Origin of the sequence: Rhizobium sp. NPDC090279, assembly GCF_044769665.1 — a bacterium.
GTDB lineage: Bacteria > Pseudomonadota > Alphaproteobacteria > Rhizobiales > Rhizobiaceae > Rhizobium.
Genome location: NZ_JBIVYI010000008.1, coordinates 36,262 through 57,725, shown reverse-complemented (window position 1 = coordinate 57,725; position 21,464 = coordinate 36,262). Strand labels below are relative to the sequence as shown.

The 21,464-nt window shown below is 61.1% G+C and carries 16 protein-coding genes; 13 read left to right on the top strand and 3 right to left on the bottom strand.

The window, feature by feature from the left end:
• The first annotated feature begins 17 nt into the window (after positions 1-17).
• Together ACIQWP_RS20320 and ACIQWP_RS20315 are read left to right on the top strand one after the other, a co-directional pair.
• Positions 18-944, top strand: a complete 927-nt coding sequence (locus ACIQWP_RS20320; protein WP_402791181.1) for a LysR family transcriptional regulator — start codon at positions 18-20, stop codon at positions 942-944.
• 147 nt (positions 945-1,091) lie between these two features.
• Complete coding sequence (locus tag ACIQWP_RS20315; RefSeq protein WP_402792073.1) at positions 1,092-1,970, top strand: hypothetical protein; 879 nt, start codon at positions 1,092-1,094, stop codon at positions 1,968-1,970.
• Between the two features lie 57 nt (positions 1,971-2,027).
• Here ACIQWP_RS20315 and ACIQWP_RS20310 read toward each other — a convergent pair whose 3' ends face one another.
• Complete coding sequence (locus ACIQWP_RS20310; RefSeq protein WP_402791178.1) at positions 2,028-2,768, bottom strand: ROK family protein; 741 nt, start codon at positions 2,766-2,768, stop codon at positions 2,028-2,030.
• Between the two features lie 31 nt (positions 2,769-2,799).
• Positions 2,800-5,229, bottom strand: coding sequence for a glucan 1,4-alpha-glucosidase (locus ACIQWP_RS20305; RefSeq protein ID WP_402791175.1), 2,430 nt, complete (start codon positions 5,227-5,229; stop codon positions 2,800-2,802).
• A gap of 179 nt (positions 5,230-5,408) precedes the next feature.
• Between ACIQWP_RS20305 and ACIQWP_RS20300 the strand changes: the two genes are divergently transcribed.
• From ACIQWP_RS20300 to ACIQWP_RS20280, 5 genes are all read left to right on the top strand, one after another.
• A complete protein-coding gene (locus ACIQWP_RS20300; RefSeq protein WP_402791172.1) occupies positions 5,409-6,935 on the top strand; it encodes an ABC transporter substrate-binding protein in 1,527 nt (508 codons plus the stop codon).
• A 183-nt stretch (positions 6,936-7,118) separates the two neighbouring features.
• A complete protein-coding gene (locus ACIQWP_RS20295) occupies positions 7,119-8,060 on the top strand; it encodes an ABC transporter permease (protein WP_402791169.1) in 942 nt (313 codons plus the stop codon).
• Positions 8,060-8,938, top strand: a complete 879-nt coding sequence (locus tag ACIQWP_RS20290; protein WP_402791166.1) for an ABC transporter permease — start codon at positions 8,060-8,062, stop codon at positions 8,936-8,938. The genes ACIQWP_RS20295 and ACIQWP_RS20290 overlap by 1 nt, the downstream gene beginning before the upstream one ends.
• Positions 8,939-10,147, top strand: a complete 1,209-nt coding sequence (locus ACIQWP_RS20285; RefSeq protein ID WP_402791163.1) for an amidohydrolase/deacetylase family metallohydrolase — start codon at positions 8,939-8,941, stop codon at positions 10,145-10,147.
• An 18-nt stretch (positions 10,148-10,165) separates the two neighbouring features.
• Complete coding sequence (locus ACIQWP_RS20280) at positions 10,166-10,678, top strand: RidA family protein (RefSeq protein ID WP_402791161.1); 513 nt, start codon at positions 10,166-10,168, stop codon at positions 10,676-10,678.
• Between the two features lie 10 nt (positions 10,679-10,688).
• On the opposite strand, the gene ACIQWP_RS20275 is transcribed toward ACIQWP_RS20280, so the two are convergent.
• The gene (locus ACIQWP_RS20275; RefSeq protein WP_402791158.1) at positions 10,689-11,522 is read right to left on the bottom strand and encodes an IclR family transcriptional regulator; all 834 of its coding nucleotides are present in this window, start codon (positions 11,520-11,522) and stop codon (positions 10,689-10,691) included.
• Positions 11,523-11,618: 96 nt separating this feature from the next.
• On the opposite strand from ACIQWP_RS20275, the gene ACIQWP_RS20270 reads away from it, so the two are divergent.
• The 6 genes from ACIQWP_RS20270 to ACIQWP_RS20245 all read left to right on the top strand — a co-directional run bounded on the left by ACIQWP_RS20270 (position 11,619) and on the right by ACIQWP_RS20245 (position 21,459).
• A complete protein-coding gene (locus tag ACIQWP_RS20270; protein WP_402791155.1) occupies positions 11,619-12,815 on the top strand; it encodes an aminotransferase class V-fold PLP-dependent enzyme in 1,197 nt (398 codons plus the stop codon).
• Between the two features lie 29 nt (positions 12,816-12,844).
• Complete coding sequence (locus tag ACIQWP_RS20265) at positions 12,845-14,677, top strand: ABC transporter ATP-binding protein (RefSeq protein WP_402791153.1); 1,833 nt, start codon at positions 12,845-12,847, stop codon at positions 14,675-14,677.
• Positions 14,678-14,837: 160 nt separating this feature from the next.
• On the top strand, positions 14,838-15,836 hold the full coding sequence (locus ACIQWP_RS20260; RefSeq protein ID WP_402791150.1) for a LacI family DNA-binding transcriptional regulator: 999 nt from the start codon (positions 14,838-14,840) through the stop codon (positions 15,834-15,836).
• Complete coding sequence (locus ACIQWP_RS20255; RefSeq protein ID WP_402791147.1) at positions 15,826-17,604, top strand: adenine deaminase; 1,779 nt, start codon at positions 15,826-15,828, stop codon at positions 17,602-17,604. Before ACIQWP_RS20260 ends, ACIQWP_RS20255 begins: the two co-directional genes overlap by 11 nt.
• 47 nt (positions 17,605-17,651) lie before the next feature.
• A complete protein-coding gene (locus ACIQWP_RS20250; protein ID WP_402791144.1) occupies positions 17,652-19,004 on the top strand; it encodes an NCS2 family permease in 1,353 nt (450 codons plus the stop codon).
• Positions 19,005-19,101: 97 nt separating this feature from the next.
• Positions 19,102-21,459: an Orn/Lys/Arg decarboxylase N-terminal domain-containing protein gene (locus ACIQWP_RS20245; RefSeq protein ID WP_402791141.1), complete on the top strand. Its 2,358-nt coding sequence runs from the start codon at positions 19,102-19,104 to the stop codon at positions 21,457-21,459.
• Positions 21,460-21,464 lie beyond the last annotated feature (5 nt).

The window sequence follows — 21,464 nt, the reverse complement described above, 5'->3', positions numbered from 1 at the left end:
TACATTTGAGATATGCCATGATCGAGCTTCGTCATCTTCGCTATGCGGTAACTGTCGCTGATGAGGGTCATATGACCCGCGCCGCCCAAAGGCTCGGCATCCAGCAGCCACCGCTCAGCCAGCAGATCGCCAAGCTGGAAGCCATCGTCGGCGCCTCACTGTTCAAGCGTCTACCGAGAGGTGTAGAGCTGACGGATGCAGGGCGGACCTTCGTGGAGAAAGCGAGGACTATCCTTCACGACGTCGATCTTGCAATCGACGCGACCAGACGCAATATCCGCGGCGAAGAGGGAAGTCTTGCCATCGGCTTTACCAGTTCCGCCGCATTTCACCCGCTAGTCACCTCGGCCGTCCGCTCGCTCGGTGAGACATCACCCGATATTGCGCTCAAGCTTGAGGAAGCCAGCACGCCCGATCTCATCGCGGAGCTGCATTCCGGTCTTCTCGATGTGGCGCTTGTGCGCTCGCCCGTTCCGCAGTCAAGCGGTCTTGTCATTTCCCGAATTCTCGACGAAGAGATGCTGGTCGCGCTTCCCGATCGTCACCCGCTTGCAGTGGCAAAGGGCGAGAAGCCCCGGCCCGTTCAACTGTCAGAACTCGCAAACGAAGCCTTTATACTTTACCGGCGGCCGTCAGGCCCTGGCCTGTATGATAGCATCATAGCCGCTTGCCTTGCCGCAGGTTTCAGCCCGAGAATACGGCATGAAGCCCCGCGGTTGCTGTCGAAACTCAGCCTCGTTGCCGCGGGACTCGGAATTTCCATCATCCCAGAATCGATGGCCCGGTTGGAGACAAACGGTGTCGCCTATCTGAAGCTCGATCCTCGCGCCAACCTCATGGCGCCGCTTTATCTCGTGCATCGAGATGAACAGCCAAGTGGCGCACTACGGCTGTTTGCCGACATTGTTCACCGCGAGAAAGCCTCGTTGAAATACGATACATGAGCCGGCTATCGAGCTGGAAGAGCACCGATGACGAGACGGCAATAAAATCGGGTTGCAGCGAAAACAAAACCGATGCGATATAGCGCGCGTTGCTCTGTCGTTATCAGTGCCGTGAACTCTATCGATTTAAACCATGGGGACACCGGAATGAATTCGATGCGGCGCGGCGTTCTTGCATTCCTGGGCGGCCTCATCCTGGCTAGGCCATCTTCCGGTCGAGCTTCGGGCAAGTCGCCGGCATTTGCGGCGTCCCGGTCCAGTTACAAGCCGCGTCATATCCTCTGCTTTCTCGGTGATGAAAACGGTCTTGCGGCGCTCTTGCAGAGCGCCCGTGCTGCCATCGCCCGGTTCGGCGATGGTTTTACCGTCGATGAGGATGGTTCGCGGAATGAGCCGGACGACCGCATGGTTCGTTCATTCAATATTTGCTGGGACCGCGTGGACCCAGATGCCTATCAGGAGGCCGACGAGGATGCCGTCGCCACCCATGGATCTGTTCTTTACGTGCTCGGCCCACCCATGGAGGCCGAAACAGCCGTTACGACATCGGCTAAAGCCCTGATGTTCGTCCAGTATATGCTCGATCACGGTGCGATCGCCGCAAAAGGCGAGACCGCTGGCGTGGCGCACGGAGTATCGCGATGGAAGGAGCTCTTTGAACAGGCGCGCAGCGCAGCAGCTTCCCGTGATCTGCTGGCGCTTGCCAAAACCTGCCGTCTCGCCTTTGCCCGCCGACCCATCGGCGACGATGCCGAGGGCATGGCAAGCGTGGGGAATCATCTGGTCGGATTGCCCGATGTGCTCATCACCTTCATCCGCAAAGACGATCAGCAACCGTCGACCAATACCGAGCAGCTCGCAATCGCCGCCTTGATTGACGAGATCGGCGATCAAATGACGCGACAGGGCGTCGACGCGGTGGTGGCGGATCGTCACACCACCCTGTCCGACGACCGCCGCTATGACGAAGATGAATATAAATTCAATCCGTTCGGGGTCGTGACCATTCGGGACCAAAAGCTTTGACGATACCAGCGCCGTCGATGTGACGGTCGCAGCCCCCACAGCGAAGATGCAAGCGAGCTAAAAGCTCAGCGTTGTATCCTTCCATAGCCGAAATCCGCCGAGAAAGGCATTTTCGTTCTCGCCAATGCGGCAGCCGGGAGGCAGCTCCTTGAGCTTTTCGGCATTGCCGCCGCCAATGACAATGTCATGCGGCAGCAACGCCGACCGCAATCTCTCGACAATCTCCTCGACCGACTCGCGCCATTTTTTCTTGCCGTATTTTTCAAGGCCGCGTTCGCCGATAAAGTCTTCGAAAGTGCCGCGCTTCTTGTAGGGCAGGTGGGCGAGCTCCATGGGCAGGCAGACGTGATTGACGATCATCGCCGACCCCAATCCCGTGCCGAGGCCGAGAAACAGCATATTGCCGGTCTTGTAATTGCCGATCGCCTGCATCACGGCGTCGTTGACAAGCTTGACTGGCTTGCCGAAGGCCGCGGAAAAATCGAAGTCCTGCCAGCCGGGGCCGAGATTGTGCGGTTCGACGGCCGGCTTGTTATCTCGAACCGGGCCCGGATATCCCATGCCGACAACGTCGTATTGCCAGTCCTGAGTGAGGTCCTTGACGGCCTTGACCATTTCCTTCGCCGACATCGTCGGGCCGGACACCGCCGCGCGGCGATCACCGCCGGAGCTGAGACGCATCTTTACATGCGAACCGCCCAGGTCGATTGCCAGCACGACGCGATCCTTCGCCGCAACCGGAGCTGCACTTTCCTTTGATTCCACCTTCGCCTTGCGGCTTTCTTTTACCTGGCTCATCTTCGTCAACACTTTCTATCCATGACGGGCATCAATCGTTCCGTGCCGCTTCAACGACCGCGACAGAGAAATCCTCTCCCTCCCAATGGTCGGTGTCAGGCCAGTAAAATGTGAAGGCGATCATCGCACCTTTGGCCAGGTGTTCGCATGAGAGCTCGGCAAGATGGATGCCGAAGCCGTTCTGGCGCGTTTCGGTATCGTTGACGCTGGCCCAGCCGTCGAGACTCCAGCGAATGGCGGCCCGCGTCATGACCTCGATCCTCAGGCGCTTGCCGACCGAAAGCTGCGACAGCTTGTTGTTGAAGCGCCATAGCACGAAGGGTGCCGTAACCTTGTTTTTCACATAGCGCTCGACACCCTGCGGCGGCATGTCGAAAACGGTCCCGTCACTCAGCGAGCGCAGGAGCTTGATATGTTCTGCATGAGCCCAGACGAGCGGCATGGCGCTGCCGGAAGGTTTGCCCAAAACAAGACCCATCTCCGGGATATCGGGCTGGTCCCACACCTGTTCAGGCAACAACCCGCCTTCACCTGCGGACTGTTCGAGTGTCTTCAGCAACTCCAAAGCCACTTCCGGCCGACCGGCCGCCAGCTCATAATGGGCGCGTTCGCCGGCGAGCAACGGCCATGGGCGTCCGATGCCAGTGCCGTCGAACGGGCCGCCGTCTTCGTGCTCGCCATAACCGTCGCCCGTGTAACGATACCACAGCGGCCCTTGCGGCAGCTCGCATTTGAGCTGTGCGTCGATGACCCTAACGGTATCGAGGATGCGGGGATCGTCGGCGGCACGCAATCCGAACCGCACAAGTGCCAGGGCATCGGGACTGACGACGCGCGCGGTCGGCAACAACGATTCGGCAGGCGGCCTGTTCTTGATCGGTACGAAACCATCGGCAGGCGATGATCCATCGGCTATGTCCGGCGGAGCAATGCGGACGTAATAGCCCTTAACCCCGAGGTCGGAGCGGTCGGCATTACCGCTGACATAGGTCCAGCGCTCGATCTGGTCATTCCAAGCATCCGCCGTCTGCCGCAGGTAATCCGCATTGTGACTGTGACCGGCAATCTCCAAAATGTCGGCCGCCGCAAGCAGCGCGGCGATCTCGACCGCCAATGTGAAGGGAGAAAAGCCGCCGTCCTCCTCCCAACGGTCTTCACCGGTGACGGGGCCGTTGATGACGACGTAGCCCGCTGCCCGTTCGACCATCGGCACGTAGGACAAAAGCAGATCGCCGGTTAACGCCCCTTCACGGCGCAGCGCGTCGACGAGCAGGATCGGAAAAGCGCACTCATCCATCTGTATCCCGGTCCAGTAGGGCTCACCGTCCAGCCAGCAATTCTGCGGCCAATGCCCATCCTCTTCCTGGATGACGCGCAGATAGGCAAGAATGCGCAGCGCGTCTTGCGAAGCGCCTGCGGCCAGAAAGCCGCCGGCGGTCTCCACCAGATCGCGCGGCCATACCAGATGATATCCCCCGAGGTCCTCATCTCCCTTGGCAAAGCCCCATGGAATGGACAGCGAGGCAACAGCCGGCCCCTCGAAGGACAGCGGCCTGTGCGTTGCCAGGACGGCTGTCGATATGCGATAGCGATTGAGCTCGGGCGGTGGCGCTCTCGGTTCGTCGAGGGCCAGCAAGCCGTCTTGCCATGTCCGCCAGTCGGAGACGTAGCTGCGCTCCGCATTGTCGTAGCCGGCCTGCAAACTGGCGAGAGCATTGTAGCCGGCTTCTTTCGCGTGACTTCCGAAGCCAAGCGATACGACGACGGTGTCGTTGCCACCGGTCAGATCGATCTCGCCTGACAATGCGACGTTGCCATCGGCGGCACGCGCGAGGGCCGGGTCCAATTGAGCCGCCTTGCGCAGCTGCTGCCAGCCGTCGGAAACCCCGACATAGCCCGCCGATGCCGTCCGCCAGCCGCCGCTGACGGCAAGCGCGAGCGAGACGCCGTCCGTGCCCGTGGCAAAAAGCATCGGCGTGCCCTTGTAGTCTCCTACCCAGCCGGTATTGCCGTAACCGGCGTTGACCAGATGCGGAGCGGCAAGCAAGTAGAGACGATAATCGTGGATCGATCCCTCAAGCGGCTCGAATGATATCTGCTGAAGCAAGCTGCTGCGCATCGGATCGACGATGATGCGCTTGACGATCCGGTAACGGCCATCCAGCGCCGTATTGATCAACCGGTAGGCGGGAACGCCATCTTCGACCGTCGTGACGACGCTCTTGGTATCGCGCTTTTCATCCGAAAAATAACCGTTGGGACCTGTGACGATCAATCCGATGTCGCGGGTACAGGCGCTGTCGACGCGGGGAAAGTAGACTTCGTTCAGGATGCCGTGACTGAGCGTGAACCAGATGCGGCAGGCCGGCGAAAGTGCCGTTCCAACTCCACTCTTTGCGCTGGACGTCCAGCGAGGCTCGATACCGTTCACGTTTGAGCCGGAAGCATCGTAAGGCGCCATGCACTATCTCCTCTATCGCTGCAATCTGCTCCGGCCGAAGCGTTTCGGCAAGATGGAACCTATCGGCATTCGCGCCGGCGCATCGTTGTTCTCGCTACCATTGACAGCCCCAATGCGTTCTGTATTCTGTTATAAAATTGTATATAACATAATTGTGGAACATAAGTGGGAGAAACTCGATGAAGTTCAGAGTCGGATTCCTGATTGCGGCTGCCCTGCTTGCAGCCCCTTCCTTGTTGACGGCCCAGGAAAAAGGTGGCGTCATCAACGTCGCCACGATCGGCGAGCCGCCGACGCTCGATCCGATGACCTCCACCGCCGACCTCGTCGGCATCGTCACGCAGCATATTTTCGAGACGCTCTACACCTTCGACAAGAGCTGGAACGTCACGCCTCTGCTTGCCGAAAGCCTGCCCGAGATCAGCGCCGACGGCAAAACCTACACGATCAAGCTCAGGACCGGCATCAAGTTCCACGATGACAGCGTCATGACCTCCAACGATGTGGTCGCCTCGCTCAACCGCTGGATCAAGCTGGCATCGCGCGGCAAGCAGGCTGGCGGCTTCATCGAATCGATCGCGGCCCAAGATCCGGCAACTGTCGTCATCAAGCTGAAGCAGCCCTACGCGCCCCTCACCTCGCTGCTTGCGTTCAACAACTCCGCCGCCATCATCATTCCGGCCAGCAAGCAGGCAGACACGATGACCGATTTCATCGGCACCGGTCCCTATAAGCTGAAGGAGCGCAAGCCCGACCAATATATCCAGCTCGTCCGTTTCGACGGCTACAAGCCGCGCGACGGCGAAAGCAACGGCTACGGCGGCGCTCGCCATCAGTATCTCGATGAAATCCGCTTCGTTCCGGTTCCGGACGCCAATACCCGCGTCGAGGCGGCCATTTCCGGCCAGTACGACTATATCGACAGTCTTCCGGTCGAATCCTTCGACAAGCTGAAATCCGCCTCGGCGACCCAGCCGCTGCTCCTGAAGCCGTTCGGCTATCCGGTCTTCGTCTTCAATACCGCCGACGGCATCGCCAAGAACGTCGCGATCCGCAAGGCGATCCGTCAGGCACTCAGCATGGAGGACATGCTGGCGGCAGCCTTCGGCAGCACGAATTTCTACACGCTTGATGGCAACATCTACCCTGCCCCCTACACCTGGAGCACGGATGCCGGCGTCAAGGGCAATTACAACGTCGCCGATCCGGAAGGTGCTGCCGCTGCCGCCAAGGCGGCAGGCTACAAGGGCGAACCGATCCGCATCCTGACCAGCCGACAGTACGAGTTCCATTACAAGATGGCGCAGGTCGCTGCGGAGTATCTGAAGCTTGCGGGCTTCCAGGTCGATCTTCAGGTGGTCGACTGGGCAACCCTCACCCAGCGTCGCACCGACAAGGCATTGTGGGACATCTATATCACCCACAGCCCCTTCCTGCCGGAACCGGCCTTGATCGGTACGCTGTCGCCAAGCTCTCCCGGCTGGTGGAACACGCCGACGAGCAAGGCCGCAATCGACGCGTTCAACACGGAGGTCGATCCGAAGAAACGCATCGCGCTTTGGGCGAACGTTCAAAAGGCGATGTATGACGAAGCTCCCATGATGAAGATCGGCGATTTCAACGCCGTCGCGGCGGTCTCCACCAAGCTTCAGGGCGTCGACCCGGCGCCATGGCCCTACTTCTGGAACGCATCGATCAAGAAATAAGCCTCCCAAGGCGCTCGGGCGCCGGTCACGGCCGGCGCCCGTTCCCGACCCTGTCCGTTTGCGGACCTAGAGCAATTCCAGGAAAAGCGTCCAGCGGTTTTCCGTCCTGAATTGCGAGAGAACAAAGAGATAGATTGGTTCCGCGATTCGAAGAAGAGCGGAACCAATCTAGGAACCGACCCAATGATACGCTACATTCTTCAACGTCTTGCAGGCATGATCGTCGTGATGTTTCTCGTCGTCACGATCGTCTTCGTGATTGTGCGTGTGACCCCCGGCGATCCGGCCGCCGTCATGCTCGGCCCGGACGCGACCGCGCAGGATATTGCCGAGCTGCGCACCCGGCTTGGCCTGGATCAATCCATCCTCGTCCAGTACGTGTTCTATGTCGGCCAGTTGCTGAAGGGCGATCTCGGCCAGTCGATCTTCCTCAACATCCCGGTCTCCTCCGCACTTCTCGATCGCGCCGAGCCGACCTTTTTCCTGACGCTGTTCTCGCTTCTCATCGCCGGCATCATCGCGCTGCCGATCGGCATCTATGCCGCCTATCGGCGCGGATCGCTGGTCGATCAGGCTTCGATGGCGATCGGCATGCTCGCGGCGAGTATCCCAAGCTTCTGGCTCGGCCTCATCCTGATGCAGATCTTCGCAGTGCGCCTGGGGATGTTTCCGGTTTCCGGCTATGGCGGACCGGGCGCAAGCTTCCTTGATCGCATGTATCATCTGACGCTGCCGGCCGTAGCACTCGGTCTCGTCTCGTCGGCGCTGATCCTGCGCTTCACCCGCGCATCGATGCTCGACGTGCTCGGAGACGACTATATCCGTACCGCCCGCGCAAAAGGGCTCATCGAACGGCGCGTCATCCTCAAACATGCGTTGAAGAACGCGCTCATTCCAATTCTCACCGTGCTCGGGCTGACAGCCGCCGTGCTGATATCAGGCGCTGTCGTCACCGAGACGGTCTTCGGACTGCCGGGTGTCGGAAGCCTCGTCGTCTCGGCGGTGCTGCGTCGCGATTATCCAGTGATCCAGGGCGCGCTGCTCGTCATCGCCGGCCTCTACGTTCTCATCAATTTTGTGATCGACATGCTCTACCTGCTGGTTGATCCGAGGGTGCGCTACTGATGGCCGATATCGCAACCGATACACCCAAACAGGCGCCCAGCGAGCGAAGCAAGTTCCTTCGCCGGCTGCTGAAGCGCAAGACCGTTGCCGTTGGCCTCATCGTGCTGACGATCTTCGTGCTGCTTGCCGTCCTTGCACCGTGGATAGCGCCCTACTCGCCCTCGAAACTCTCGATCGTCAACCGACTGAAGCCGCCGAGCGGGGTCTACTGGTTCGGCACCGACGAATTCGGCCGCGATGTCTTTTCCCGCACCATTTATGCGGGACGGCTGTCGCTGCTTGTCGGCGTGGCCGTCGTGGCGCTTTCGGCGGTGATCGGTGTCACCCTCGGCCTGCTCGCCGGCTTCTTCCAGAGGCTCGACACGCCGATTGCCCGGCTGATCGACGCCATGATGGCGTTTCCCGATATCCTGCTTGCCATCGCGCTTGTCGCAGCGCTCGGCCCGTCACTGACGACGGTCATCGTCGCGCTGTCGATCGTCTATTCGCCGCGGCTTGCGCGCGTCGTCAGGGCATCGACTCTGGTCATTCGCGAACTCCCTTACGTGGAGGCAGCCAAGGCTCTCGGCATTTCGACGTTCCACATCATCACGCGGCACGTGCTCAGAAACCTCCTGTCGCCCATCCTGGTGCAGGGCTCGTTTCTCTTTGCCAGTGCCATGCTCGCCGAAGCAGGGCTGTCTTTCCTCGGCCTCGGCGTCAGCCCCGAAATCCCGACCTGGGGAACCATGATCGCCGCCGGCCGCCAATATATCGGTCAGGCCGACTGGATGACCTATTTCCCGGGCTTTGCCATCATCCTCTCCGTGCTTTCGCTGCAGATGGTCGGCGACGGGCTGCGGGACATGCTCGACCCTAGACTTCGAAAGGACCTGTAAATGACCGGTGAAAAAGCGGGCAAGCCGCTCCTCCTCACCAATGTGAAACCCATGGCGTTCGGCGGCGATGCGCCCGCCGGCGCCATAGACATCCTCATCGGCGCCGACGGCAAGATCGCCGCCTTCGGCACGCAGCTCGCCGCGCCGGGTGACGTCGAACGCGTCGACGGCAAGGGCGCATGGCTTTCTCCCGGCTGGGTCGACCTCCACGTCCATATCTGGCATGGCGGCACGGATATCTCGATCCGTCCGTCCGAATGCGGCGCCGAGCGCGGCGTCACGACGCTGGTCGACGCGGGTTCAGCCGGCGAAGCGAATTTTCATGGGTTTCGCGAGTATATCATCGAGCCGTCCAGGGAGCGCATCAAGGCGTTCCTCAATCTCGGCTCGATCGGCCTCGTCGCCTGCAATCGCGTCCCCGAACTGCGGGATATCAAGGATATCGACCTCGACCGCATCCTCGAATGCTACGCGCAAAACAGCGAGCACATCGTTGGCATCAAGGTGCGCGCCAGCCACGTGATCACCGGCTCCTGGGGGGTAACGCCCGTCAAGCTCGGCAAGAAGATCGCCAAGATTCTCAAAGTGCCAATGATGGTGCATGTCGGTGAGCCGCCGGCGCTCTACGACGAAGTGCTCGAGATCCTTGGACCTGGCGATGTCGTCACCCACTGCTTCAACGGCAAGGCCGGTTCGAGCATCATGGAGGACGAGGACCTCTACAATCTCGCCGAGCGCTGCGCTGGCGAAGGCATCCGCCTCGATATCGGCCATGGAGGCGCATCCTTCTCCTTCAAGGTCGCCGAAGCGGCGATCAGGCGCGGCCTGCTGCCCTATTCGATCTCGACTGACCTGCACGGACATTCGATGAATTTCCCGGTCTGGGATCTCGCGACCACCATGTCCAAGCTGCTGTCGGTCGGGATGCCGTTCGACAAGGTGGTGGACGCCGTCACCCATGCACCGGCTTCCGTCATCAAGCTTTCGATGGAAAGCCGGCTGTCGGTCGGCGAGCGCGCCGACTTCACCATCTTCGATCTGGTGGACGCCGATCTCGAAGCGACCGATTCCAACGGCGACGTCTCGCGCCTGCAGAAGCTGTTCGAACCGCGTTACGCGGTGATCGGCGCTGAGGCGATCACCGCAAGCCGCTACATTCCGCGCGCCCGCAAACTCGTCCGCCACAGCCACGGTTACTCGTGGCGCTAATCAAAACTTTGATATCGCATGGCAGGAGCATACGTGAACACGTCCCCCACAAAAGCCGCTTCAGCAGCGCAAACACCTTACCAGCGACTGGCTGCGCTCGGGATTGAGCTCCCGCCGCCGCCGCCGCCGATCGCCAATTTCGTGACCCATGTCCGCGAGGGCAATGTGCTCTATCTTTCGGGCCAGGGACCGCGGGAGCTGGATGGCCATCTCCACTCCGGCAAGGTCGGTGGTGACGTCGGCGTCGACCGGGCCTATCAGCACGCGCGGCTGACGGGCATCAACCTGCTTGCCGTCATGCATGGCGCGCTCGGCGATCTCTCCCGGGTGAAGCGGGTGGTGAAATTGCTCGGCATGGTCAATGCCGTGCCGCATTTCGAGGATCATCCAAGTGTCATCAACGGCTGCTCCGACCTCTTCATCGAAGTCTTCGGCGAGGCGGGCCAACATGCCCGCTCCGCCGTCGGCTTCGGCTCGCTACCCGGCAACATCACGGTCGAGATCGAAGCGATCGTCGCGCTCAACGACTAGGGAGATGAGCTCAGTGGCTGCGCCAACCCATCAGCTTTTCGATCCGCTCGGCAGCGGCGCGCACCTGCTCTCCATAGTGGTTGCCGTCGGAAACGACTTTCTGCTCCGGCAGCACGATCGAAATGGTCGCGACACATTGGCCATCACGATCGACAACCGGCGAGGCGATGCAAGCAACGGCATAATCGGACTCCGCCACCTGAACCGACAGGCGCTCCTCAAAGGCTTTGCCCGCGGAATCCGAAAGCACGCGGGCGTCAACCTCGGCCCGACCGGTGGGCGAGGTGCGGGCACAGCGTTTGAAAAGTTCGATCCTCTCGTCTTCCGGCAGGTTGCCGACCAGCAGCCGGCCGGACGCCGTCCAGTTGAGCGGCACACGGGTTCCGACACGGGAGGCGACCTGGAAATGGCTCGGACCGTCGGCCATCGCCAGCACCAGCATGGAATCGCCGTCGCGGCCGCAGACTTGCACCGTCTCGCTCGCCTGCCGGCAAAGGTCGTGCATCTCGCGGGTGGCGACGCTCATGAAATCAAGCGACCGGGCATAGGCGAGACCGTAGTGATAAAGGCGCGCGCCGAGCCAGACGGAACCGTCGGCATTGCGGCCGAGCATGTTCTTTTCGACCAGGTCATCGATGATGACATAGACGGTGGAAAGAGGTGCCTTGACCGCCTTGGCAATTGCATAGGCGCCGGCCGGCGCACCGGTTTCGTAGAGATAGTCGATCACCTGCAGCGCGCGGTCGATGCCGCTTACGCGCGAACGGCGCGCGCCGCTGGCTTCGGCTTGCTCAGTGGAACCGGCGTCTTCAGGCCGTGCTGCTGGTAGGGTCTTGGCGTCCAAATCAACGCTCCTCGTGAGATTTCGAGAAGCTATTACATTACTATGGTATAGCTGTCGATGGCAATCGGCAGTCAGTCCTCACTTTGGAGAGATAGAATGTCCGATGATATCCGTAGCAAGATCGGCCTTAGGCCCGTCATCAACGTATCCGGTACAATGACCAGCCTCGGCGCGTCGATCGTCGTGCCCGAAGCCATTGCGGCAATGACGGCAATCCTGCCGCAATTCGTTGAAGTCAACGACCTCCAGCGCAAGGCAAGCGGCGTCATCGCGCGGCTGACGGGCGGCGAAGCAGGCTTCGTGACGGCATCGTGCTCATCGGGCATCAGCCTTGCGGTCGCCGGCGCCATTACCAGCAACAACCTGCTCGCCATCGAGAGACTGCCCGATGTCGCTCCGGAGAAGAACGAAGTCATCCTGCAGATGGGCCATGTGGTGAGCTATGGCGCGCCGGTCGACCAGGCGATCCGCCTTGCCGGCGGCAAGACCGTGCTGATCGGCCAGGCGACATCGACACACCGCTTCCATATGGAAAATGCCATCACCGAGAAGACGGCAGCCGCCGTCTATGTCGTGTCCCATCATGTGGTCGACTATGGCCTGCTGCACCTGACCGAATTCGTCGAGATCGCCCATGCCAAGGGCGTGCCCGTGATCGTCGATGCGGCTTCGGAATATGACCTCAGGCTCTTCCTGGCTCAGGGCGCCGACATCGTGCTCTATTCCGGCCACAAGTTCCTCGGCGGCCCGACCTCCGGCATCGTCACTGGCAATAAGGAGCTGGTGCGCAACGCCTTCCTGCAGAACATGGGCATCGGCCGCGGCATGAAGGTCGGCAAGGAAAGCATCTATGGCGTCATGGCGGCGCTGGAGGCCTGGGAGAAGCGCGACCATGCCGGCATCCGCGAACGCGAGACCGCTTATCTGAACCTGTGGAAGCGAACCCTGGACGGCCGGCCCGGCGTCACCGCCCTGATCGAGCCCGACCCCACCAATAATCCGCTCGACCGCATGCGGGTCATCATCTCGGCGCCAGAAGCGCATATCAGCGCCTGGGATCTAGCCGCAGCACTTGCCCGCGGCAACCCACCCATCATCGTGCGCGACCATGAGGTGGAGCATCACTATTTCTACCTCGATCCCTGCAACCTGCACCCCGGTCAGGAGACGATCGTCGCGGCCCGCCTTGGCGAGGAACTCGACAAGGCGCGCGCCTCCAACGAGATCATTGCGACGCCGATCGAAAACCGCAGCAGGCATCGCTTCGACGGCATGCTGAACTGGCCGGACTGAGCCGTCACAAAAGCAAGAAGGAAGCGAACATGAGCGTATCGCAGGCAAAGGCCGCAGGGACCGCCGAACCTATCCTCTCCGTCGAGAACCTCACCACGTCGTTCCTGGTTGATGGCGAATGGAAACCTGTCGTGCGCAACGTTTCCTTCTCCGTCGCGCCAGCCGAGACGGTGGCAATCGTAGGCGAGAGCGGCTCAGGCAAGAGCGTGACCTCGCTCTCGATCATGCGGTTGCTGCAGAGCGATTCAAGCCGCATCGAAGGCAGGATCATGCTCGGCGGCCGCAACCTGCTTTCGCTGCTCGAGCATGAAATGCGCAAGGTACGTGGCAACGACGTATCGATGATCTTCCAGGAGCCGATGACTTCTCTCAATCCGCTCTTCACCATCGGCGACCAGATTTCCGAAGCGTTGCTCTGCCACAAGCAGATGTCGGCTGCGGACGCCAAGGCCGAGACAATCCGGCTTCTGGAGAAAGTCCGCATCCCGTCGGCCGCTTCGCGCTTCGACGAATATCCGCACCGCTTTTCCGGCGGCATGCGCCAGCGCGTCATGATCGCCATGGCGCTTGCGTCGAAGCCGAGGCTGCTGATCGCCGACGAACCGACGACGGCGCTCGACGTCACCATCCAGGGCCAGATCCTCGACCTCATCAAGATGCTGCAGGAGGAGGAGGGAACCTCTGTCCTGTTCATCACGCACGACATGGGCGTGGTCGCGGAGATCGCCGATCGCACTGTCGTCATGTATCGCGGCGAGCAGGTGGAGACCGGCGCAACGGCCGATATCTTCCATCGCGGCCAGCATCCCTATACCCGCGCGCTGCTGTCGGCCGTGCCGGTGCTCGGCTCGATGCAGAGATACGAACGGCCGCTGCGCTTCCCGGTCGTCAATACCGCGACTGGAGAATCCGACACGCCGGTCGAGGTGCCGGATACGGTGGCGACGGAAAAGCCGGTCCTGCAGGTCAAGAACCTCACGAAGCGCTTCGACATCCACTCGGGCCTCTTCGGAAAGCTCAAAGGCCGGGTTCATGCGGTCGAGAACGTGTCTTTCGACCTGTTTGCCGGCGAAACATTGTCGCTCGTCGGTGAATCCGGTTGCGGCAAGTCGACGACGGGGCGCGCCATCATGCGGCTGATCGAGCCGCAATCCGGCTCCGTCATCGTCGACGGCCGCGACGTACTCTCGCTTGGCAAGCGAGATATGCGCGAGATGCGCAAATCCGTGCAGATGATCTTCCAGGACCCGTTCGCCTCGCTCAACCCGCGCATGACGGTCGGGCAGGCGGTCGCCGAACCCTATCTCGAACACAGGATGGGAACGGCCAAGGATGCAAGGGAAGTGGTCGCCGACATGCTTCGCAAGGTGGGGCTGACGCCGGATATGGCTAGCCGCTACCCGCATGAATTCTCCGGCGGCCAGCGTCAACGCATCTGCATCGCCCGGGCGCTGGCATTGCAGCCGAAGGTGATCGTCGCCGACGAAAGCGTGTCCGCGCTTGACGTGTCGATCAAGGCGCAGGTCATCAACCTGATGCTCGACCTGCAGCAGAGCCTGAACCTTTCCTTCCTGTTCATCTCGCACGACATGGCCGTGGTCGAGCGCGTCAGCCATCGTGTCGCCGTGATGTATCTCGGCGAGATCGTCGAGATCGGGCCGCGTGTGGCCGTCTTCGGCAATCCGCAACACGACTATACGAAGAAGTTGATGGCCGCCGTTCCAGTGCCGGACCCCGATCGACGACGGGAAAAGCGCGCGGCAGCCAGCGACGAGTTGAAAAGCCCGATCCGGCCGGTCGATTATCTGGCTAAGCCAAGGGAATATCGAACCGTCTCTCCCAGCCATCTGGTTGCCGTCTGACGCTTAGTCCGGCAGGCTTGAAGGCCGTTCGTCATCCGCAATTTGAGCAGGCGCCAATATGGGTAAAACCGCGCTTCATCTGCGCGCGGCAAAGATACTCTTGCAAAAACGTGTCGCTTTGATTAATCGTTTAATCAAAGAAGTCAGAGCGCACTCCTTAATGAGCAGTACACGCCCCTCGTCCATTCGTGAAATTGCAATCAAGCTGGGTGTCTCCACGGCAACGGTGTCGAACGCCCTGCGCGGCACGGGGCGGGTGTCTTCAGCCCTTGCGGCGCAGATTCGTCTGGAAGCGGATAGGCTCGGCTATGTGCCTGACCATACGGCGCGGGCGCTGCGCACCGGCAAGAGCAATACGGTCGGCCTGTTGGTCCCGAACATCGGGCAGCCCCTGTTTCCTGCCTTTGCCCAAGCCATCGAACGAGCAGCAAAGCAGCGCGATCTCGCCGTCCTGATCGGCGACAGCCAAGGCGATGCCCGGCAGCAGGATTTCGAAATCAGAACCATGATCGCCCGCGGCGTCGATGCACTGATCGTGATCCCGACGCGCGGCACGACCGTTATGCCCGAAGATGTTTCGGTGCCGGTTGCCGTCATCGACAGCGCTGCTACAGCCGGCAATATCGCCGCCAGCGATCACCGCGAGGGCGGGCGCCTGATTGCCCGCCATCTGCTGGAACTTGGTCATGACAGGCTTCTGATCCTCGCCGGTCCTGAGAATTCGCTGGTGGCGCGCGAGCGCGTCGAGGGAATGTGCGAAATCTTCCGCCGGGCCGGCATCGAACCGGCATTGCGATACGGCGACGCGACTTTCGAAGCCGGCAGCGTCGTCGGTCGCGAGCTCGATCTGCGGCACTTTACAGCCTGCGCAGCCGCCTATGACGCTCTCGCCATCGGCTTTGCCATTGCCGTCAGAGACAGGGGCTACAGCATTCCGGAAGACATATCGCTCACCGGTTTTGATGATCTGATGTGGGCTCAAATCGTCTCGCCGCCGCTCACGACAGTCCGGCAGGATCTGGAGGCGGTGGCGAACCACGCGCTCGCCTTCGTTGCCGGAGAGACCAAGACCAGCGGAATATTCCCGACGGAACTTGTCTTGCGGCAATCCACCGCTCGCCCATCCGCTTTCGCCAAGGGAGGCAAAAATGCCGAATGAACCCCATGACCTCCATTCGTCCGACCTGCGCGATCATGCCGTACGGGCGGCATTGGGGCTCGAGCCGTTCGACGTGCTCATCATCGGCGGGACGCTTGTCGACGTCGCCACCTCGGAGATGAGACCTGCAGATATCGGCCTTATCGGCCCATTGATCGCAAGCGTTCATCCCTTCGGGACAAGGAAAGACGCAAGACAGACTATCGACGCCTCCGGGCGCTTCATCACGCCCGGATTTATCGACACGCATATGCATGTCGAAAGCTCCATGGTGACGCCGAGGCGATATGCCGAAACGGTCGTCCCGCAGGGGACGACGACGATCTGCTGGGACCCGCACGAAATCGGCAACGTCGCCGGCCTCGACGGCATTCGATGGGCGCTCGAAGAAACACGGCAATTGCCGCTACGCTTCCTGACACTGGCGCCGTCCTGCGTGCCTTCGGCGCCAGGTCTCGAGCTCGCCGGCGCAGAGTTCCGATCGGGAGAAATGGCAACCATGCTGAGCTGGCCGGAGATATCCGGCGTCGCCGAAGTGATGAACATGCGCGGGGTCCTTGAGCGAAGCGAACCGATGCGCGGTGTCGTCGAAGCCGGGCTTGCGAGCGGCAAGCGCGTGTGCGGCCATGCCCGCGGCCTTGAAGGCGCGGAACTCCAGGCCTTCGTTTCGGCCGGAATCCAATCGGATCACGAGCTGACCTCGGGCGAAGACCTGCTGGCGAAATTGCGGGCTGGCCTCACCATCGAGCTGCGCGGCTCTCATGATTATGTGCTGCCTGGCGTGATCGAGGCATTGAAAAAACTGCCGCATCTGCCGCAGACGCTGACGATCTGCACCGATGACGTCTTCCCCGACGACCTCGTGAACGACGGAGCGATGTCCTCCGTTCTCAGACGCCTTATCGGCTATGGCATGAAACCCGTCGATGCCGTGCGTGCCGCCACGCTCAACGCCGCCATGTGGTTGAACCGGTACGATCTGGGGCTGGTCGCGCCCGGTCGCCGCGCCGACATCGTCATCCTGTCCGATCTCGAAAAGATCGTGGTCGACCGCGTCTATGCGTCGGGACGTGAAGTCGCCAGAAACGGCAGCCTTACCGAAAGCAGCGAGCGCGCGTCCTCGGATGCCTATCGCGACATCATAAAGCTCGAAGGGCTTTCCGCCGCTGACTTCAGCATCAAGCTGCCGGGCATGGCCGAGACCCATGTCAACACCGTTGTCAGCCCGCGGTTCACAAAATGGGGAGAGGCGGCCGTCAAGGTCGAAAACGACGAGCTCGTTCTGCCGGACAACATGCTCTTGATGGCCGTCATCCATCGCCACGGAAGAAAAAACCCGACGCCTGTCATCGGCATCCTGGAAGACTGGGGTCATTGGCGCGGTGCTTTGGCAACGACCGTATCGCATGACAGCCATAACCTCACCGTCTTCGGACGCGATCCCGCGGATATGGCCGCGGCAGCCAATGCCGTCATCGATGCCGGCGGCGGCATGGCGACGGCGGCAAACGGCAAGGTGACGGCCGTGCTGCCCCTCCCCGTCTGCGGATTGCTGTCGGATGCGCCTGCACAGGAAGTAGCCGACGATTTCGCCAGGCTGCGGACGGCAGCCGATTCCATCGCCGACTGGATGCCGCCCATTCGCACCTTCAAGGCGGTCGTCGGGGCAAGCCTTGCCTGCAACCCCGGCCCGCACGTCACCGATCTCGGGCTGACCGACGGGACGACCCAGGAAATTCGATCGCTACTGGCCGCAAGCCGAAACTGAGGTCATCAGCCACACGGCAACGTTTGCCGACTTAGGAGATATTCGCAATGGCCTCAAATATGAATGTCGGACAGCCGGACGACGCATTCGAACCGCGGTGGAAGACCTATTTCCGCATGCGCGAGCGCAAGACCAATACCAAGACGGAAGTCATCGCCGGCATGACGTCCTTCCTGGCCTCGGCCTATCTTCTCGTCGTGATCCCCTCCCTGCTTTCAGCCGGAGGCATCGATCGCGCCGCCGCAACAACCGCAACCATTCTGGTCATCATCGGCGCAACCCTGTTCATGGCGCTCTATGCCAATATGCCCTTCGTGGTGGGGCCCGGCATCGGCGGCTCGGTTCTGGTAGGCCCGACGATGGCCGCCGTGGAGCACATTCCCTGGCAGACCGGTCTTGCCATCTCCTTCTGGTCGAGTGTCATCTTCGTTCTGCTGACGGTGCTCGGCGTGCGCCAGGTCATCGCCCGCATGGTTCCAGCCCAGATCAAGCTCGGCCTCGGCGCCGCCATCGGATTGTTCATAGCACTTCTCGGTTTCAAGAATGCCGGTCTCGTCGACGTCAATGCCAAGAGCCACGCGCTCATGCTCGGCTCGTTCAATTCGGGACAGGCCATCATTGCCGTCTTCGGCATCTTCCTTGCCATCTTTCTGCGCGGGCGCAAGGTGCCGGGGCCGATCCTCTGGGCCATTCTGGGCAGCACGCTGCTCGGCATTCCGCTTGGCGTTACCAAGGTGCCTGCCGCATTCTTCGGGGCGCCGCACGGCATCTCAGAAATCGGCCTCCAGCTCGATTTCTTCGGTGCGCTGAAGATAGAATATTTCCCCTATCTCTTTGCCTTCTTCGCATCCGAGTTCTTCTCGACCCTGGGTACGACGCTCGCCGTCGGCGCCAAAGCCGGGCTGGTCGACGGAGAGGGCAACATGGCGGATCTGGGAAAGCCTTTCCTCGTCGATTCGATTGCCGCCACGATCAGTCCGCTGCTCGGCATTCCCTCGGCCACGGCACTCGTCGAGAGCGCCACCGGCGCGGAAGCGGGGGGGCGCACCGGTTTCGCTTCGCTTGCAACGGCAGCCCTCTTCGCGCTCACTCTGCTGTTTACTCCGATCGCGCTGATGATCCCGGCAGCCGCCACCGCACCCGCCTTGATCCTTGTCGGGATGTCGATGTTCAGCGCTCTGAAGCGGGTTGATCTGGAGAATTTCTCCGACGGTCTTTCCGCCTTGATGATGGTCCTCTTGACCCTCGTCTCCAACAGCTTTGGAACCGGCATCGCCGGAGGACTGCTGTTCTACGTCATCGTCAAGGTGTTGTCCGGAGAAGCAAGGCAGGTGTCCATCGGCATGTACCTCCTTGCCGTTCCGCTTGCCTATTATTTCTGGACCGTGGCGGCTCATTGAGCGGTCACAAATCCATAAATTCTGCATTCGCAACTCTGTCACATCCATGTCATGAAATACGCCGACACCTCATGCCTAATCAGGAGCGGGTATCGACATGGATTATTTCAGACGTTTCAACTTTCTGTTCGCAACGCCGGCCTTCGACAACGAGGATCTGGAGGGCGCCCGCTACAATCAGATCGTCGAGGAGATCGAACGCTCCGGCTTTGAGGTGGTGCGTGCGCGCAATCTCGAGGATGCAGAGATCGCCGTACAGACGGATGCCGCCATCGGCTGCATGCTGGTCGATTGGGGCAAGAAGGGGCTTGAGGGCAAGACGGCTTCCCTCATCAACCTCATGCGTCGGCGCGGCCTTGAATTTCCGATCATCCTCTTGATCCGGCGCAAGCGTTTCGAGGACGTGCCGGTCGAGGTGCTCGATTTCATCGACGGCTACGTCTTCCTCTCCGAAGAAACGCCCGCCTTCATCGCGAAAAGCCTCATCAGCCGGCTCAAGCAATATGCCGAGACGCTGAAGACACCGTTCTTTGGCGCGCTGGTCGATTATGCCGAGGAAGGTAACCACCTCTGGACCTGCCCCGGCCATAATGGCGGCATCTTCTACAGCCGCAGCCCCATCGGCCGTGTCTTCATGGAGCATCTCGGCGAAGCTGTGTTCCGCGACGATCTCGACAATTCCGTGCTCGATCTCGGCGACCTCCTGACCCATGAGGGGCCTGCGCTGGCGGCACAGAAGGAAGCGGCGAAGATCTTCGGCGCCGAGAAGACCTATTTCGTCCTCAACGGCACCTCGACCTCCAACAAGGTCGCGCTCTCAGCGCTCGTTACCGATGGCGACCTCGTGCTGTTCGACCGCAACAACCACAAGGCCGCCCATCACGGCGCCCTGATGATCTCGGGCGGCATTCCGGTCTACCTGCCGACCATCCGAAACGTCTATGGCCTGATCGGCCCCATGGATTTTGCAACCATGGACGAGGACGCCCTTCGCGAGCGCATCCGCACTCATCCGCTGGTGAAGGACCCGGAAGCCTACAAGAAGCCGCGGCCGTTCCGCGTTGCTGTCGTGGAACAGTGCACCTATGACGGCACCATCCACAATGCCGAGATGATCCTCAAGCGCATCGGCCATCTGTGCGACTATATCCTCTTTGACGAGGCATGGGCCGGCTTCATGAAGTTCCATCCGCTCTATGCCGGGCGCTTTGCCATGGGTCTTTCTGACCTTGGTCCGGATGCGCCTGGCATCATCGCCACCCAATCCACCCATAAGCAGCTCGCAAGCTTCTCGCAGGCCTCGCAGATCCACATGAAGGATCGGCATATTACTGGCCAGAAACGCCGTGTGGAGCACCGGCGCTTCAACGAAAGCTTCATGCAGCACGCCTCGACCTCGCCCTTCTATCCGCTGTTTGCCTCGCTCGACGTCGGCGCGCAGATGATGAAGGGCCGTTCCGGCGAGGTGCTTTGGGACGACACGATCCGCCTCGGCATCGAACTGCGCAAGAAGATCCGCGCCGTGCGCCGCGAATTCGAGGAGAAGGAACATCGCCCGGAACGCCGCTGGTTCTTCGAGCCTTTCGTGCCGGACCGGGTGGCGATCCCGGATGTGTCGAGCCCCGGCGCGGTGCATGACGTTGCGTGGGAGAGTATTGCCACCGACCAGCTCGCCACAAATCCCGCCTTCTGGCACCTGACACCCGGCGCGGCATGGCACGGCTTTTCGGGGATGGAACCGGGCTTCGCCATGACCGATCCGAACAAGCTCACCCTGCTCACCCCCGGCTTCGACCGGGCAAGCGGGAAATACACCGAGCACGGCATACCGGCGCCGGTCGTTGCGCAATATCTGCGCGAAAACCGTATCGTCGCGGAGAAGAACGACCTCAATTCGCTGCTGTTCCTTCTCACCCCTGGCGTTGAGGCCAGCAAGGCCGGCACCTTGATCAGCGGGCTTGTCGCCTTCAAAAAGCTCCATGACGACAATGCGCTGCTGGAGGAGGCAATCCCGGAATTCTATCGCCGCCGCCCGGGCCGCTACGCGGGCGTGCGGTTGCGCGACCTCTGCACGGACATGCACAACTTCTTCCGCCAGGCCGATGTCAGCGCGCTTCAGACCAAGCAGTTCTCCGCCGACCACCTACCGCCGATCGCCATGTCGCCGCACGATGCTGCGCGCTGCCTGGTGCGCAACGACGTCGACTATCTGCCGATCGATGCGATTGCCGGCCGTATCGCAACGACGCCATTCGTCGTCTATCCTCCGGGTATCGCGACCATCGTGCCCGGCGAGCGCCTTACGGAACAGGCAAAGCCCATGATCGACTATCTCAAGATGTTCGAAACCTGCTTCAATACCTTCCCCGGCTTCGAGGTGGAGATTCAGGGGCTCTATCGCGAGATCGATACATCCGGCAAAATCCGGCTCTACACTTACGTCGTTGCAGAATAGGCTGG